General features: G+C 63.2%; 17 protein-coding genes and 1 tRNA gene. 10 read left to right on the top strand and 8 right to left on the bottom strand.

Features of this window, described 5'->3' with window-relative positions; genetic code table 11:
* Positions 1–435, top strand: a 435-nt coding sequence (locus tag QZ186_RS03300) for a DUF3122 domain-containing protein (protein ID WP_296415785.1), incomplete at its 5' end; no start/stop codon positions are given.
* Complete coding sequence (gene ribD / locus QZ186_RS03295) at positions 432–1,514, top strand: bifunctional diaminohydroxyphosphoribosylaminopyrimidine deaminase/5-amino-6-(5-phosphoribosylamino)uracil reductase RibD (RefSeq protein WP_296415784.1); 1,083 nt, start codon at positions 432–434, stop codon at positions 1,512–1,514. The genes QZ186_RS03300 and ribD, both read left to right, overlap by 4 nt.
* On the opposite strand, the gene QZ186_RS03290 is transcribed toward ribD, so the two are convergent.
* Together QZ186_RS03290 and QZ186_RS03285 are read right to left on the bottom strand one after the other, a co-directional pair.
* On the bottom strand, positions 1,511–2,257 hold the full coding sequence (locus QZ186_RS03290) for a potassium channel family protein (protein WP_296415783.1): 747 nt from the start codon (positions 2,255–2,257) through the stop codon (positions 1,511–1,513). The genes ribD and QZ186_RS03290 overlap by 4 nt on opposite strands.
* A gap of 15 nt (positions 2,258–2,272) precedes the next feature.
* Positions 2,273–2,920 (bottom strand): SOS response-associated peptidase, encoded by a 648-nt coding sequence (locus QZ186_RS03285; RefSeq protein WP_296415781.1) that lies wholly within the window; start codon positions 2,918–2,920, stop codon positions 2,273–2,275.
* A gap of 83 nt (positions 2,921–3,003) precedes the next feature.
* On the opposite strand from QZ186_RS03285, the gene ftsH reads away from it, so the two are divergent.
* The 5 genes from ftsH (at position 3,004) to QZ186_RS03260 (ending at position 8,452) form a co-directional block, all read left to right on the top strand.
* Positions 3,004–4,884, top strand: coding sequence for an ATP-dependent zinc metalloprotease FtsH (gene ftsH / locus QZ186_RS03280; protein WP_029626161.1), 1,881 nt, complete (start codon positions 3,004–3,006; stop codon positions 4,882–4,884).
* Positions 4,885–4,945: 61 nt separating this feature from the next.
* Complete coding sequence (gene argF, locus QZ186_RS03275; protein ID WP_296415778.1) at positions 4,946–5,890, top strand: ornithine carbamoyltransferase; 945 nt, start codon at positions 4,946–4,948, stop codon at positions 5,888–5,890.
* Between the two features lie 56 nt (positions 5,891–5,946).
* Positions 5,947–6,573: a transcriptional repressor LexA gene (gene lexA / locus QZ186_RS03270; protein WP_010315515.1), complete on the top strand. Its 627-nt coding sequence runs from the start codon at positions 5,947–5,949 to the stop codon at positions 6,571–6,573.
* Positions 6,574–6,663: 90 nt separating this feature from the next.
* A tRNA-Ala gene (locus QZ186_RS03265) sits at positions 6,664–6,736 on the top strand.
* A 48-nt stretch (positions 6,737–6,784) separates the two neighbouring features.
* Positions 6,785–8,452 (top strand): protein adenylyltransferase SelO family protein, encoded by a 1,668-nt coding sequence (locus tag QZ186_RS03260; RefSeq protein ID WP_296415777.1) that lies wholly within the window; start codon positions 6,785–6,787, stop codon positions 8,450–8,452.
* On the opposite strand, the gene QZ186_RS03255 is transcribed toward QZ186_RS03260, so the two are convergent.
* The 5 genes from QZ186_RS03255 to QZ186_RS03235 form a co-directional block, all read right to left on the bottom strand.
* On the bottom strand, positions 8,449–8,946 hold the full coding sequence (locus QZ186_RS03255) for a hypothetical protein (RefSeq protein WP_296415776.1): 498 nt from the start codon (positions 8,944–8,946) through the stop codon (positions 8,449–8,451). The two genes, QZ186_RS03260 and QZ186_RS03255, sit on opposite strands and share 4 nt — an antisense overlap.
* Positions 8,947–9,256: 310 nt before the next feature.
* Entirely contained in the window at positions 9,257–9,430 is a 174-nt protein-coding gene (locus tag QZ186_RS03250; RefSeq protein WP_156797832.1) for a hypothetical protein, read from the bottom strand.
* 181 nt (positions 9,431–9,611) lie between these two features.
* On the bottom strand, positions 9,612–10,064 hold the full coding sequence (locus QZ186_RS03245) for a hypothetical protein (protein WP_296415774.1): 453 nt from the start codon (positions 10,062–10,064) through the stop codon (positions 9,612–9,614).
* 97 nt (positions 10,065–10,161) lie between these two features.
* A complete protein-coding gene (locus tag QZ186_RS03240) occupies positions 10,162–11,622 on the bottom strand; it encodes an apolipoprotein N-acyltransferase (protein WP_296415773.1) in 1,461 nt (486 codons plus the stop codon).
* Between the two features lie 165 nt (positions 11,623–11,787).
* Complete coding sequence (locus QZ186_RS03235; RefSeq protein ID WP_296415772.1) at positions 11,788–12,066, bottom strand: hypothetical protein; 279 nt, start codon at positions 12,064–12,066, stop codon at positions 11,788–11,790.
* A gap of 311 nt (positions 12,067–12,377) precedes the next feature.
* Between QZ186_RS03235 and psbA the strand changes: the two genes are divergently transcribed.
* A complete protein-coding gene (gene psbA, locus QZ186_RS03230; protein WP_296415770.1) occupies positions 12,378–13,442 on the top strand; it encodes a photosystem II q(b) protein in 1,065 nt (354 codons plus the stop codon).
* 91 nt (positions 13,443–13,533) lie between these two features.
* On the opposite strand, the gene QZ186_RS03225 is transcribed toward psbA, so the two are convergent.
* Entirely contained in the window at positions 13,534–14,316 is a 783-nt protein-coding gene (locus tag QZ186_RS03225; protein WP_296415769.1) for a sterol desaturase family protein, read from the bottom strand.
* Positions 14,317–14,709: 393 nt separating this feature from the next.
* Between QZ186_RS03225 and QZ186_RS03220 the strand changes: the two genes are divergently transcribed.
* Both QZ186_RS03220 and QZ186_RS03215 read left to right on the top strand, forming a co-directional pair.
* Entirely contained in the window at positions 14,710–15,051 is a 342-nt protein-coding gene (locus QZ186_RS03220; RefSeq protein ID WP_010315499.1) for a phasin family protein, read from the top strand.
* 47 nt (positions 15,052–15,098) lie between these two features.
* The gene (locus tag QZ186_RS03215; RefSeq protein ID WP_010315497.1) at positions 15,099–15,707 is read left to right on the top strand and encodes an FKBP-type peptidyl-prolyl cis-trans isomerase; all 609 of its coding nucleotides are present in this window, start codon (positions 15,099–15,101) and stop codon (positions 15,705–15,707) included.
* Positions 15,708–15,751 lie beyond the last annotated feature (44 nt).

The raw sequence follows: 15,751 nt of genomic DNA, 5'->3' as shown, positions 1-15,751 counted from the left end.
CAACCCGCCAACGCCCAGGTGCACCTGCACCCCGATGAGAACGGCACGGAGATCGTGCGCAGCCTCGAGAGCCTGCGGGATCTGGACTACCAGAGCTGGCAGGCCGTGGCCTACCGCACCGGTCCCCCGGGCGGCCCCGTCACCCTGCGGATCGTCGGCTACCCCGGCCGCGTCCGCCTGGATCACCCCACCTCCTTGATCGTGCACTCCGGCCGGGGCAGTTGGGAGCTCGAGGACATCACCACCGCCAACCCCAAGCTGGCCGCCGATGGCCGGGATGCCGCGGCCGAATTTGACCTCAATCCACTGCTGGCCGAGCTGCACCAGAACCGCCCCCTACGCCTGGAGCTGCCCGGGGTGTTTGTGGAGCTGCCGGTTCCTCCCTTTGTGGTCGGTGAATGGCGCAGCCTGCCGAGCTGGCGCGACGCCGGATGAGCAGCAGCGCCTGGCGGCCCTGGATGCAGCGGGCCCTGCAGCTGGCCGCCCTCGGCGCCGGACGCACCAGCCCCAACCCTCTAGTGGGTTGCGTCGTCCTCGATCGCCAGGGGGCACTGGTGGGTGAGGGCTTCCACCGCCAAGCCGGCACGCCCCACGCCGAAGTCCATGCCCTGCGCCAGGCCGGCGAGCGCGCCCAAGGCGGCACCGCCGTCGTCAGCCTGGAGCCCTGCTGCCACCACGGCCGCACGCCCCCCTGCAGTGAAGCCCTAATCGCCGCTGGGGTCAGCCGGGTCATCGTGGCCATGCGCGATCCCGATCCCCGCGTGGCTGGCGGCGGCATCGCCCAACTGCAGGCCGCCGGCATCGAGGTCATCAGCGGGGTCTGCGAAGCCGAAGCCCAGGCCCTCAACCGCAGCTTCATCCAGCGGGTGCAAACCGGGCGCCCCTGGGGAATCCTCAAGTGGGCCATGAGCCTCGACGGGCGCACCGCCCTGCCCAATGGCGCCAGCCAGTGGATCTCCGGTCCCCCAGCCCGCGCCTGGGTGCATCAGCTACGGGCCCAATGCGACGCGGTTCTCGTCGGGGGCGGCACCGTCCGCGCCGACAACCCCCTGCTGACCAGCCGCGGGCAGCGCAGCCCGGAACCGCTAAGGGTCGTTCTCAGCCGCAGCCTGGATCTCCCGCAGGACGCCCAGCTCTGGGATCAAAGCCTGGCCCAGACCCTGGTCCTCCACGGCAATGAGGCCCCAGCCGAGCAACAGCAGCAGCTCGATCGACTCGGGGTGGAGCACCTGGCCCTGCCGGAGTGCCAGCCCCGGGCAGCCCTGGAGCTCCTGGCCCAGCGGGGCTGCAATCAGGTCCTCTGGGAATGCGGAGCGGAACTGGCCGCCGCAGCGCTGCGCGAGGGTTGCGTGCAGCAACTGGCAGGCGTGATCGCCCCGAAACTGCTGGGCGGCCTGGCCGCTCGCACCCCCCTTGGCGAGCTGGGGCTGATCGATGTCAACCAGGCGGAGCTATGGCCGCAGCAACGGCTCCGGCGCCTCGGCAACGACTGGCTATTGGAACTGCAGCACTAGTCGTTCCTTTGCTCTTCGGCGATCTCTTCCTCGACGTCCTGAACGGTGAAGCGGCTGATCAGCAGACCCATCACCAGGGCCAAGTAAATCGTCCCGGAGACCGCCACCATCACGCTCAACATCTGGCTTTGGGGCGTCACCGGACTGATGTCGCCGTACCCCGTTGTGGTCAGGGTGATGAAGGCGTAGTAGTTGAGCTCGACAAAATCCAGGGAGAAAATCCGGGCCGCCTGCCCCGCTGAACCATGCAGCAGGGAGACATCCTTGGCCACGGAGTTCAAGAAGCTCCCGGGTGCCAGCGACTCCAGTACGGCAAACAGCAGCCCCGCCGCCAGACCCACCAGCAGGTAGCCCGCCAGGGCCCCCATCAACACATCCCGGCTAATCAGTCGCTCCTGCGCGAGGTTGCGAATCAGGCGCTCACAGCTCCAGGCCACCAGCAGCGTCCAGACAAACAGCAGCGGGAAGCCCGCCTGGTTGGCATTGGCACCGGTGAAGTACCAACCCATCGAGGACGCAAAGGTCAGCAGCGCCAGCAGGCGATAGACCCGGGAGCGTTGCAGCGACCATCGGCCTGACTCCAGGGGTGCCCCCAAGCTGAAGCTCAGCACCCACGGCAAAGACAGATAACCCAAGGCCGACAGCTGCCGCATGCCCAGCGGAAGCATCAAGCAAGCGATCACCGTCAGACAGTTCGCCAGCAGCAGGCGATAGCCGAGGTGGCGTTGGTTCTTGCGGGCCATGGCCCAGTCTGGCGATCAACCAAACAGGGGCAACTGGTCCGAGCTGGCTTTGGCTTTGGGTTTGACCGGCCCCTCAGCCGCCCAACCCTCCGGCGACCAGCCCTGCATCAAGGGCTCCAGGGCCCGCAGGCCCGGCCCATCCAGGGGCTCCATCCAGGCCTCCTCCAACCCCTCAGGAACGATCACCGGCATCCGGTCATGCAGCGGAGCCACCAAGGCATTGGGCGTGGTGGTCAGCACGCAGCAGGTCTCCACCTCACTGCCATCCGGTCCGATCCAGCGATCCCAGAGACCCGCCAACCAAAAGATCCCGCCATCACTTGGGGCCAGCCGATGCCCCTTCTCGTAAAACCCATCGGCCGGCAGCAGGCAGCGCCGATGGCGCCAGGCGCCGCGAAAGCTGGCCTTCTCCGCCACGGTCTCCGATCGAGCATTGAAGGGCCGGGGCCCGTTCAAGGGGTCCTTGCTCCACTCCGGCAGCAGCCCCCAGAGCATTAAGGCCGGACTGATCTGACCGTGCTCCTGGCGTAGGGCCAACACCGGCTCCCCCGGGCGAATCAAGGGCCGCGGCGCGTAGTGCGCCAGCAAACCGTCCGGCAAGCCCCCTCCCAGCCTGGGCAGCAGCTGGTCCAGACGGGAGGTCAGGGAGTAACGACCGCACATGGTCTGACCGGCCCCCGTTCGGTTCTCACCCCCCACTGGGGCCTTGCAGCAACCCTAGTTTGGGGCAAACGCGCACCCGTCGCATGCCTATCCGCAAGGACGACACGCCCCCGAACCGGCGCTTCGGCATCGTCAATCTGCTGCTGATTGGCTTTGGCGTGCTGCTGCTGGTGAGCAGCTTCCTGCCCAACCAGGGCATGCAGCAGGTGCCTCGGGTTCCCTACTCCCTCTTCGTCAGTCAGGTGGACGACGGCAACGTCCGCCGCGCCTACATCACCCAAGAACAGATCCGCTACGAGCTCAAGGCCCCTCCGGAGGAGGACGCCCCCTCGGTGCTCGCCACCACGCCGATCTTCGACATGGATCTGCCGAAGCGGCTGGAGGAGCACGGTGTTGAGTTCGCCGCCGCTCCGCCCCAGAAGCCCAGCTTCATCACCACGGCCCTGAGCTGGATCGTGCCGCCCCTGATCTTCATCTTGGTGCTGCAGTTCTTCGCCCGCCGCTCCATGGGCGGCGCCCAGGGTGCCCTGAGCTTCACCAAGAGCAAAGCCAAGGTCTACGTCCCGGATGAAGAATCCAGGGTCACCTTTGCCGATGTGGCGGGCGTCGATGAGGCCAAGCAAGAGCTGACCGAGATCGTCGACTTCCTGAAGTCGTCGGAGCGCTACACGGCGATCGGCGCACGCATTCCCAAGGGCGTCCTGCTGGTGGGCCCCCCGGGCACCGGTAAGACCCTGCTGTCCAAGGCCGTCGCCGGTGAAGCGGGCGTTCCCTTCTTCATCATCAGCGGCTCGGAGTTCGTCGAACTCTTCGTTGGTGCCGGCGCCGCCCGCGTGCGGGACCTCTTTGAAGAGGCGAAGAAAAAAGCGCCCTGCATCATCTTTATCGACGAACTCGACGCCATCGGCAAGAGCCGCGCAGGCTCGATGGGCGTCGTCGGAGGCAATGACGAGCGCGAGCAGACCCTCAACCAGCTGCTCACCGAGATGGATGGCTTCGCCGCCAAGGACAAGCCCGTCATCGTCCTGGCCGCCACCAACCAACCCGAGACCCTGGACGCCGCCCTGCTGCGCCCCGGCCGCTTCGACCGGCAGGTGCTGGTGGATCGCCCGGACCTCTCGGGCCGCAAGACCATCCTCGACATCTATGCCCGCAAGGTGAAGCTCGCCCCAGGGGTTGATCTCGACAAGATCGCCCAGGCCACCAGCGGCTTTGCCGGTGCGGATCTGGCCAACCTGGTGAACGAAGGCGCCCTGCTGGCCGCCCGCGCCATGCGGACCTCCGTTGAACAAGGTGACCTCAACGAGGCGATCGAGCGCGTGGTCGCTGGCCTTGAGAAGAAGAGCCGCGTCCTCCAGCCCGACGAGAAAAAGGTCGTGGCGTATCACGAGGTCGGCCACGCCATCGTCGGCCACCTGATGCCCGGCGGCAGCAAGGTCGCCAAGATCTCGATCGTTCCCCGCGGCATGGCGGCCCTGGGCTACACCCTGCAGCTGCCCACCGAAGAGCGCTTCCTGAACTCCAAGGAAGACCTCGAGGGTCAGATCGCCACCCTCCTCGGCGGCCGCAGCGCCGAAGAGATCGTCTTTGGTGAGGTCACGACCGGTGCGGCCAACGACCTGCAGCGGGCCACCGACATCGCAGAGCAGATGGTCGGCACCTATGGGATGAGCGACATCCTTGGCCCCCTGGCCTACGACAAGCAGGGCGGCAGCCGCTTCCTCGGCGGCGCCAACAACCCTCGCCGGGTCGTCAGTGACGCCACGGCCCAGGCGATCGACAAGGAGGTGCGCACCCTGGTGGACCGCGCCCATGACCGGGCGCTCTCGATCCTTCGCCACAACCGTGAGCTGATGGAGAGCATCTCCCAGCAGATCCTCGAAAAAGAGGTGATCGAAGGCGATGACCTCAAGGATCTGCTCGCCAGCAGCGTCATGCCCGAGGACGCTCAAGCCATCGCTTGAGCTCCAAGGGGTTGACGCGGGGGCCCGTCATCTCGGATAAGGGTTCTTTGAAGACGGGCCCATGGCTGCACTGAGCGGCTATTCCTCCCTCTCCGAACTCAGCGGACGCGACTTCCTCTCGTCAGCTGACATCAGCGCGGAACAAACCAGAGCCCTGCTTGACCTGGCCGCGGACCTCAAGGCCGGCCGCACCCGCGTCGATCTGGGCGGGAAGGTGCTGGGACTGATCTTCAGCAAGGCCTCCACCCGCACCCGGGTGAGCTTCACGGTGGCCATGGCCCGCCTGGGCGGCCAGACCATCGACCTCAACCCCCAGGTCTCCCAGGTGGGGCGCGGTGAACCCGTGGCCGACACCGCCCGGGTGCTGAGTCGCTACGTCGACGCCCTCTCGATCCGCACCTTCGCCCAGGAGGAGCTGGCGGAGTATGCGCACTGGGCCTCGGTTCCGGTGATCAATGCCCTGACCGACCTGGAGCACCCCTGCCAGGCCCTGGCCGATTTCCTGACCCTGCAGGAGGCCTTCGGTTCAATCGAGGGGCTGACCCTCTCCTACGTGGGGGACGGCAACAACGTCGCCCACTCCCTGATGCTCTGTGGCGCCCTGCTGGGGGTGAACATCCGCGTGGGCTGCCCCAAGGGCTATGAGCCAAGCGCTGCGGTCCTCGAGCAGTCCCGGGCTCTGGCCGGCGGTCGCTGCAGCATCGAGGTCATTCAAGAACCGGTGGCCGCCGTGCGCGGCGCCCATGCCCTCTACACCGACGTCTGGGCCTCCATGGGCCAGGAAGAGGAGAAGGGAGAACGGGAACAGGCCTTTAACGGCTGGTGCCTCAATGAGGAGCTCGTGGCCGAGGCCGACCCCAAGGCCATCGTCCTGCACTGCCTGCCGGCCTACCGGGGCCTGGAGATCAGCGCCGGGGCGATGGAGGGCAGCAGCAGCCGGATCTTCGATCAAGCGGAGAACCGCCTGCACGCGCAGCAGGCCCTGCTGGCAGCCCTGCTCTCGTAACAGCCGGTTGCCAAAGCCAAGCACCAGCGGTACAAATGTATTGACGAACAAATGCATTGCCGGTGCCCGCTGGATCGCCTGAGCCCCTGACCACTGCCCAGCAAGAGCTCTACGACTGGCTCTCCCAGTACATCGGCGAACATCGCCATAGCCCCTCCATCCGCCAGATGATGGAGGCCATGGGGCTGCGCTCACCGGCTCCCATTCAGAGTCGCCTGCGCCACCTGCAACAGAAGGGCTGGATCACCTGGAAAGAGGGCCAGGCCCGAACCCTGCAGCTCCTGGGCGACGCCCTCGGGGGCGGTATTCCAGTACTCGGGGCCGTGGCCGCCGGCGGCCTGGTCGAAACCTTTGACGACGTCGAGGAACGACTCGAGCTCGAGCCGGTGCTGGCCACCCGCGGGCTCTTCGCCCTGACCGTCAACGGGGACTCGATGGTGGACGCCCACATCGCCGACGGTGACGTCGTCCTGATGGAACCCGTCAGCGAACCGAGCCGCCTGCGAGAAGGCACGATCGTCAGCGCCCTGGTGCCCGGCAGCGGCACAACCCTCAAGCACTTCCACCGCGATGGACGCCAGGTGCGCCTAGAGGCCGCCAATCCCGCCTACGAACCGATCCTGATCGATGCCGATCAGGTGGCGATCCAAGGGAAGCTCGTCGCTGTCTGGCGCCAGGTTTAGACCCGCTGCGGTGTAAGCTCTTCGCATCGAAAGCACGGCCTCCGGGCCATCCCTGACGACCAGCGTCAGGTGAGCTCATCGGTATCAAAAGGGGCCATAGCTCAGCTGGTAGAGCACCTGCATGGCATGCAGGGGGTCAGGAGTTCGAGTCTCCTTGGCTCCACTTTCCAAAAGCCCAGGCTTGACCTGGGTTTTTTTGTGCCCAACACCCATGACCACCACCGACAGCTTTGAGGCCTTTGCGGCGCAGGTGGACTACTCCCTGCTGGAGACCCTCCAGGCCGACCCGGAGTCCAGCAGCGATGGGGATGATCACCTGCCGCGACAGGTCCGTTCAGGGCACTACGTCCCCGTCACCCCCAAGCCACTACCGGCCCCGGAGTACGTGGCCCACAGCGCCAGCCTCTTCGCGGAGCTGGGGCTAGGCGAAGGCCTGGCCCATGACGAGGACTTCCGCCGGCTCTTCTCCGGTGACAGCCGGGTGGCGCGAGGAGCCATGCGGCCCTATGGCTGGGCCACGGGCTATGCCCTCTCGATCTACGGCACGGAGTACATCCAGCAGTGCCCCTTCGGCACCGGCAATGGCTACGGCGACGGGCGGGCGATCTCAATCTTCGAAGGCCTCTTTCAGGGCCAGCGCTGGGAGATGCAGCTCAAGGGCGGGGGCCCCACCCCCTACTGCCGCGGCGCCGATGGCCGGGCCGTCCTGCGCTCCAGCGTTCGCGAGTTCCTCGCCCAGGAGTTCATGCATGCCCTGGGGGTCCCCACCACCCGCTCCCTCAGCCTTTACATGTCCCGCGCCGAGGGCGTGCGGCGGCCCTGGTACTCCCCTCAATCGCGCTCCTTCGAGCCGGACGTGATGGTCGACAACCCGGCCGCGATCACGACCCGCGTGGCGCCGTCCTTCCTGCGAGTCGGCCAGCTCGAGCTCTTTGCCCGACGGGTCCGCAGCAACGCCCACCCCGGGGCCCGGCGGGAACTGCAGCAGATCACCGCCCACCTGATCGAACGCAACTACCGCACCGAGATCAACGCGGCTCTGCCCTTCCCTCAGCAGGTGCTGGAGCTGGCCCGGCTCTTCCGCGGACGGCTGACGGCCCTAGTGGCGAACTGGATTCGCGTGGGCTACTGCCAGGGCAACTTCAATAGCGACAACTGCGCCGCCGGCGGTTACACCCTCGACTACGGGCCCTTCGGCTTCTGCGAACTATTTGATCCCCGCTTCCAGCCCTGGACCGGCGGCGGCGAGCACTTCTGTTTCTTCAACCAACCGGCAGCCGCAGAGGCCAACTACCAGATGTTCTGGTCTGCCCTGCGGCCACTGCTGGAGGACGACGCAGGGGCGCTGGCTGAGCTCGATGGGCTGCGCGAGGGCTTCTCAGAAGCGATGCGCGGCGAACTCGAGGCGATGTGGACCCGCAAGCTGGGACTGGCCAGCTACGACGACGACCTCCTGAAGGATCTGCTGCAACTGCTGGCCAGCTCCAGGGCCGATTACACCTTGGCTTTCCGCCAGCTCTCTGAACTCCCGGAGCAGGTGGAGGCGCTCAAACCCAGCTTCTATCTGCCAATCGACGCTGAACTCGAGCAGCGCTGGACGACCTGGCTGCAGCGTTGGCGCGAACAGCTGGGCGACCCCGAGGCCGCTAGGGCCGCCATGCGCCAGGCCAATCCCCAGATCACCTGGCGGGAGTGGCTCATCGCCCCCGCCTACGAGCGAGCTGCTGAAGGCGATCTGAGCTTGATCCAAGAACTCCAGACGGTCTTCCGCGATCCCTACGCCATCCCTCCAGCAGAGCTTGCGGCGACCTACGACAGGCTCAAACCCCGCGAGTTCTTCAATGCCGGCGGGCTGTCGCACTACAGCTGCTCGTCCTAGAGCAGGCGATCCGCGCAGGAGCGGCGGAAGAGATTCATCACCTCCTCAGCCGGCAAACCCTGAACAATCCGCGCCTCGATTTCCGTGCGGTGCTGACTGGGGTGGTACTGGCCAACGGCCTTGAACAGCTCCGGTGACTGATGGCTTGCCAGCAAGAAATCCAAGCCCAGACGATCCCGCTCAAAGATCGGCTGACGCCGGCAGTGCTGCATCACATGGGCTGACTCATGGGCCAAGGTCTCCCAGACCCGCTCGGGATCGTCCTTGAGGTTGTTGGCACACAAGACCACGGCATTGCGGGCGAAGACAAAAGCACCCATCAACTGCTTGGGGCAATCCCGGGCCACCAAGGTCTCGGTGCCGGCCCGGCGCAGCAGCCCGGCGAGCAACGCGATGGACTTGAGACGCTCCGCTCGAGCCGGGGACGCCTGCAATCCAAACCCGAGCAGCGCGGCCAAGAGGACCGCAAAGCGAATGGGCCTGGAGAACCGCAAACCCCATCCCTCTCAACCCTGGTCTCAGTGGACCCATTTCGAGAAGGTGGGAGGTTGTTCGCGCCAAATCTCTCCGGTTTTCAACCCCGACCCGAGCCAGGCGCAGGCGGCGAGTCAGCGAGCCAAAAGGCATGAACCCCCTTAGCCGTCAGATACAGGAGGATCGCCGTCAGGGACAGCACGTCGGGCATCACAGCTGCGTCCAGAGCGTCTTAACTCTGGGCGGCCAGCCGCCCCATCAAGAGCAAACCCAAGACCTCAGAAGGTGACGCAGGACACCAACGTGCTCTTCACTGAATCGAGTGCTGACTCAATCAAAGGTCTCAAAGGGATCTTCAACCGCCTCCGCGCGAAGCCAATAGGGGCAGCGCACCTGAGCCTCAGCGTCCTTCAAGCTCATCGTCATCCGCCAACAGCGGCAGACCCCCATGCCGCCAGCGATGATGAAGTTCTTACAGGCAGCGCAGCAGGGATAAGCGGTCACAGCAAAGGCGGCAACTCCTGATGTCCTAACCCTGGTCAGGGCATTTCTTCCAGGTATAAATGCCATACTTTTGGTGATTTAGGCACAATAACCTGGTGCTGAATACCTAGACAGACGCATCCATTAACCGCGCTGTCTGCGCGGCCTGAAAGTCAACTCCAATCCGCGATTAGCCGACGATTTAGAGCGTGCAGGTGGACTTCAATAGGTGCGCCACCATCGCCGGATCCGCCTGCAGGGCGTAGGCCTCGAACTCACGTTGACGACTTTCCAATGGCAACTGCGCCGTTGAAGCCACGACGTGATTCAAATTGCCCTGCTTGCGCAGATGCTGCAGAAAAAAGCCGTTGACCTGTTCTCCACTGAGCTGACCGCTGGAGCGCAATCCCTCCGCCAGGGTCAGCGAGGTGGGCGTACCCAAACCATCAAGGCAGTCCTGCACCACATGGACCAACTCGTGCTGGATCACCCTGGCCCGCTTCTGCGGATCAAGGTCAAGGGCCTTGGAGAGGCAGAGGACGTTCGCGCCCATGTTGTAGGTGGCGAGCTGACGCGGCCCGCCGCAGTCCGCCCCCTGGATCACCACGACCCCCAGGGCAGAGGCCGCCTCCAGCGCCGCATCAGCCGGATCCATAGCCCTGGCAGGCAGAGTCAGCAGCGCCGATGCGGCCGCCAAGCCCAGACCCAACAGACCAGAGCGGAAGGAAACCAAAAGGCGCCTTAAGCAAGTCTCAAGATTGTCTCATGCGAGACCGGCTTGCGACGAGTCCGGCGCCTGCCGCCAGCAACAGCGGCCATTCCCCCAGTTGCCCGTAGACGGTCTGATTCGCCCGAGCCTGCAGCCGCACCAACAGGGTTCCTGGCTCCATCGGAGCCAAGGAGGCCCCCAGCCGCCCATCGGGCTGCACCACCAGACTCGGGCCGCTATTGGCGGCACTGACCAGCCAGCGACTGGCCTCAATCGCCCGCAACTGGGACAGGGCCTGGAACTGCCGCTGCAACAGCAATGGATAGGGGTCGAGATTGGCGCTGGCCAGGATCCAGCCACCCCCCGCCCGGGAGGCAGCGATTAACCCAGACCCATCGGCGATCTCGTAGCAAATGGCCACCGCCAGATCCCCCTGGGGGCGCTGCAGCAGACGCGAGGCCGCTCCCGGCTCGACCCCACCGACCGCAGACAACCCAGCCCAACGCAGAAGAGCTCCACCGGGGACCCATTCCCCCAGCGGCACCAAGCGGTGCTTATCGATCCCCCCCTCCGCCTGCAGTGCCTGAGGGGGAAAGCGCAGAACACTGCTGCGCAGCTGGGTCTCCTCCTGACGGAAGCCACCGCTGAGAACCTCCACTCCCGCTGCAGTGGGCAGCCCCTGCCCCAGAGCCAAGGCCCCCTCGGGCAGCACCAACAGGTCAGCGCCCTGGGCCTCCGCATCGGCCTGGGCCTGGCGCAGCTGCCGCTCCAGAGACCGCTGCTGAACCCAGCTGAACTTCTCGCGGGTGGGAATATCGGGCTGCAGCACCAGCACCGACAGCCAGGGAGCACCTGGGTCCTCTAGGGCGCTGCGCTGCAGCTGCTGCCAACCCAGACCATGGAGCAGGGCGAGCACCAGCAACCAGGACAGCCAGCCACGCCAAAGCCCGCGTCGCCCCTCCCACCAGCCGAGGAGCAAACGCCAGAGCCCCCAGGCCAGCAGTAACTGCAGCGCCGCCAAGCCACCGGCCCCAATCCACTGGGCCAGCCCCGCCAGGGCGCGATCACCCGGCAGAACGGCCGCCCCCAGCCCCAGCCAAAACAGAGGCCCCTTGGCCATCCAGACCTCACCCAAGCCCCAAAGGGCCGAGGCCAGAAGCGCCACAGACCAACGGCCAGCGCCGAACCGCCCCACCAGGGCGCGCCAGAGCGCCACCAACCCCGCCCCCAGTAGTCCCAGGGCCAACCAGAGCAGCAGACAAAGCGGCAGGCTCAAGGGCAGGGGCACCCCAATCCAATCGAGGGGGTGCAACCAAAGCAGCCAGCGATGGCTGACCAAGACCGCAGCAGCAGCCCAGAGGGCCGCCGGCCCAGGACCAAAGGCCCAGAGCGGCACCAGAGCCAGCCAGAGCAGGGGCGGGGATCCCAGGGGGGGCAGCGCCACACCGGCCAGCAGACCAGCCGCCAGGGCTCCGCTCCAGACCAGTCGCCGGTTCTCTGCCATGGCCACTGACCCTATAGAGGGTCCTGGCTGCTGCAGGGCTGGAAGCAGTGAAAGACAACAGCCCAGCGCAAAGAGAGCTGCCATCAGCTTTGGGGCAGTCTCTCAGTGATTACACGGACACGTGTTCAGTGGCGCAGAGAAGTTGCGGCGGATTAAACGAAAGAGCTACCAATCAGATCCGTGGGCGATCAGCTGCTCTTCCAACTCTGGAGTGATACCGCTGTCGGTGAGATCAGAGCTTGGGGGATACCCCAATTCACGCAACCACTCGACAAGAAGACGCCGATCACGCATGGCCACCGCCAGCTCTAGAAGATGACCGCCTGATTGGCAATCAACCTGAATGGAGTCCTCGAGAACCTCGAGCTCTGAGCAAATAGCCCGATAAAGGCAATAGTCACGAAGACTGAGCTCGCTGATGCTGCGGCGACGAAGTGAATCCACCTCAGGATTTTGAATCAACTGGCTAAGGAAAAGCCAACACCTGCAGATCCAAGGAGGAAATGCAGCCGTTCTGCATCTAGAAAAAGAAGATTTAGATCGATCGACATTGGCTTGAAGCCAAAGTGAAGCAAAGATACAGCGAAACCCAAAGGCCCAGAGGGAAGGCATCAGGGTTTATCGGAGAAGGTGCAGAGATCACTGAGGAATCAAGACCCTTGAAATGCACTTTCTTCGTTCACCAGCTCCCGAAATAGCCGGGCCATTTGAGTGCCACAAGTCTGGCAGCGGGACTGAACCTCAAAGGACTTTTCATGACAACATTCTTGTCCAACCGCAATGGACTGCAGACCTGGTCTGCATTTGGAGACTGGATCACTTCGACCAACCAAAGGCTTTACATCGGCTGGTTTGGGGTCTTGATGATTCCAACGACCCTCGCTGCCACTGCGGCGTTTGTGATTGCCTTCCTCAGCGCTCCGGGTGTCGACCTGGACGGCGTCAGGCAACCCATCACAGGATCACTCCTCAGTGGGAACAACATCATTACCGCCGCAGTCGTGCCCAGCTCAAATGCCATCGGACTCCATTTTTATCCGATCTGGGAAGCGGGAAGTCTGGATGAGTGGCTTTACAACGGCGGACCGTACCAATTAATTGTCTTTCACTTTCTGATCGCCATCACGGCCTACATGGGGCGGCAGTGGGAATTGAGCTATCGCCTAGGAATGCGGCCGTGGATTGCCATTGCCTTTTCAGCACCTTGGTCAGCAGCAATGGCTGTACTTCTGGTTTACCCAATGGGCCAGGGCTCGTTTTCAGAGGGAATGCCTCTTGGAATATCGGGCACATTCAACTTCATGCTTGTCCTCCAAGCTGAACACAATGTATTAATGCATCCATTTCACATGCTTGCCGTAGCCGGAACATTTGGGGGGGCACTCCTCGCGGCAGTTCATGGATCACTCGTCTCAAGCAACCTGGTTCGAGAAACCACAGAACAGGAGTCGATTAATCGTGGATATCGCTTTGGCCAGAAGGAGGTGACTTACAACATCGTCTCAGCTCACGCCTACTTCGGTCGGCTCGTCTTCCCCTATGCAGCATTGAATAACAGCCGAAGCATCCATGCCATTCTCTTTGCATGGCCAGTACTCGGGATTTGGTTCTCGTCCCTTGCAATCGCCAGCTTTTCCTTTGGACTGAATGGTCTAAATTTCAATCAATCGATCCTTGATCCTCAAGGTCGTGTCGTTCACAGCTGGGCTGATGTACTAAACCGGACAGATCTTGGCATCGAAGCCATGCACGAAAGAAATGCTCACAATTTCCCACTTGATCTTGCGGTCTCAAGCACACTCCAAATAGCCATGAAGTAAAAATGGCGGATCCAACAGACAAAAGCCCTGACTGAGGCAATCAAGAGAAGGAGGACTGGCGAGAATTTCACCAGTCCTTTTTTTGAGCCATTCAACGCAACAGTGAATCTTTTCTAACAACGCGCGAGACACTTCGAGCGTAGCCCTGATCCTGCGTTCCGAATAGAAGATCCCAGAACGTGAAATAAAGCCCAAAGTTAGAGCCCTGTTTTTGATGATGAATGGAATGATGAACAGGGCCAATCAACCAACGCCCCAACCAGTGATGAGGAAATGCCTCCGGCAATCCAGCCGGCGGCATGTGGTTCAAAGCAGCCCAAACAGACATCGTCACAAGAAGGGCAAACAGTGTGACGAAGTGAAGCGGAACGGTCATCGCAACAACCACAATAAAAACAGAGTGGAAGAGTGACTCGATTGGGTCAAAAGCAAATGAAGTCCAGGCTGAATAATGCCTTGACCGATGATGCCCTAGGTGCGCAATCCTGTAGAGGGCAGGATGATGCAGAAGGCGATGAACAAAGTAGAAGACGGCATCCTGTACAGCCAAAACACCAAGAAATCCTGTCAACTGAAAAGGAAGCTGCCATTCAGACTCGTGATGGTAAAGCTGTACGTACCCAGATCCATGCAGGATCAGCGAAACTGAGCCAACACAAGCGAAGACCAATGAAGACGAAAAGCTGAGTCGAAGATCGTTGGCATTCGCTCGGCCAAAACAGCTGGGACCATCTCGAAGCAAGAGCCCCGAGACAAGAGCGATCAGAACAGAGCGAGCACTGATGATCAGAAAAATCACAACAAAGCCCATCAAAAAGAGACTGACTCGATCAAGCAAGACAACGACCGAAGCGAAAGGCCCTGGCACCGTCACCGTGAATCCAACTCCATCTAGACCAAGCTATTAACCTTCAGCAGCCCAAGGGATCAAGTCTCAAATACGCAGCAGATCTTCTGCATGTACTGCCAATCGCGAGCATTGAGGAAGCCTCTCAATCCTGATCCTTAATGATTCGGACAATGCATAAGAAACTGATTTCACACAGAGCACGCCGTGCTCCAGCAGAGCATCAACTCAGCAGGCAAAAAGCATGACTTACGCGATAAGAAAGACCACAAGCCTGGCCATACTCAAAACTGTTGGTGTGCTTGGGTCAGGCGCACTGTTCATAGGCGCCTGACCTCTGGGCCAGCTAGACCAGCAAAAGGCAGAGCTGGCGCCAACCCTCTCTGATCAGCTCAGCTCGCTTACCACCAAAGAAGTGATATGGATCCCAGCCGGACCCTGCAACAACTTCTCTTCCGCGGCCTTGGCACCACTTCACTGGTGGCCGATCGCCTGCGGAGCGTGACCCAGGCCTGGGTCAGCAGTGGGCGCCTGGATCCAAGCCAGGCCAGCGCCTTGGTGGATGACGTTCTCGCCAGCCTTCGCGGCGAGAACCCCGAGCTGGAGAAACAGACCGAACGGCAGGTCGAGCGCAACCTGGACCACCTGCTGCAGGACCTGGGCCTGGCCCGCCAGCGGGAGGTGGATGAACTGCGGGGCCGCATCGATCGCCTGGAGCAGCAGCTCCGGCAAAAGCAATCCCAACTCGAGATCCCGGACTGAGAGGCAACTAGGCGAGAATCGGCCCTTGATGCCTCTTTGATCCAGCCATGCGGGACATCCTGATCAGCTCCGCCGTTTGCGTCGGCTGCCTCTTGCTGGCACTGGTGAGCCAGATCGTGGCGCCCTCCACCGTGAACGCCGCCCCCAGCCAGCCGGCCGTGCAACAGGCCGTGGCCAGTGCCCCAGTCCAGGCCAGCTTCAGCGGCCAGATCGAGCTCGATCCGGAGGACCCCAACCCCAGCCTCTTCACCATGGCCAGCGACGTCATCGCCGACAGTGGGGCATCTGCCCTCGGAGGAGAAATGGTTGCGGCCAAAGAACGGATGACCCCCAGCGGTCTGCGCATCACCGACCTGGTGATCGGTGATGGCCCTGAGGCCAGCTCCGGTCAGCTCGTTGTTGTGAACTACCGCGGCACCCTTGAGAACGGCAAAGAGTTCGACAGCAGCTACGGCCGCGGTCCCTTCAGCTTCCCCCTCGGCGCCGGTCGCGTGATCAAGGGCTGGGATGAGGGCGTCGCCGGCATGCAGGTGGGCGGCAAGCGCAAGCTCGTGATCCCCCCCGATCTGGCCTACGGCGAGCGCGGTGCCGGCGGTGTGATCCCCCCGAACGCCACCTTGATCTTTGAGGTGGAACTGCTCGAGATCAAGGGCTGATCCGTTCCATGGGAGCCGCGCCAGCGGTGCGGTTCCCGCGACTG

The organism is Vulcanococcus sp. DEBay_Sum29NL08_54, assembly GCF_017859255.1.
In the GTDB taxonomy this organism is placed as follows: domain Bacteria; phylum Cyanobacteriota; class Cyanobacteriia; order PCC-6307; family Cyanobiaceae; genus Vulcanococcus.
The sequence above is the reverse complement of the archived record's forward strand: the minus strand, read 5'-3'. Positions and strand labels throughout refer to the sequence as shown.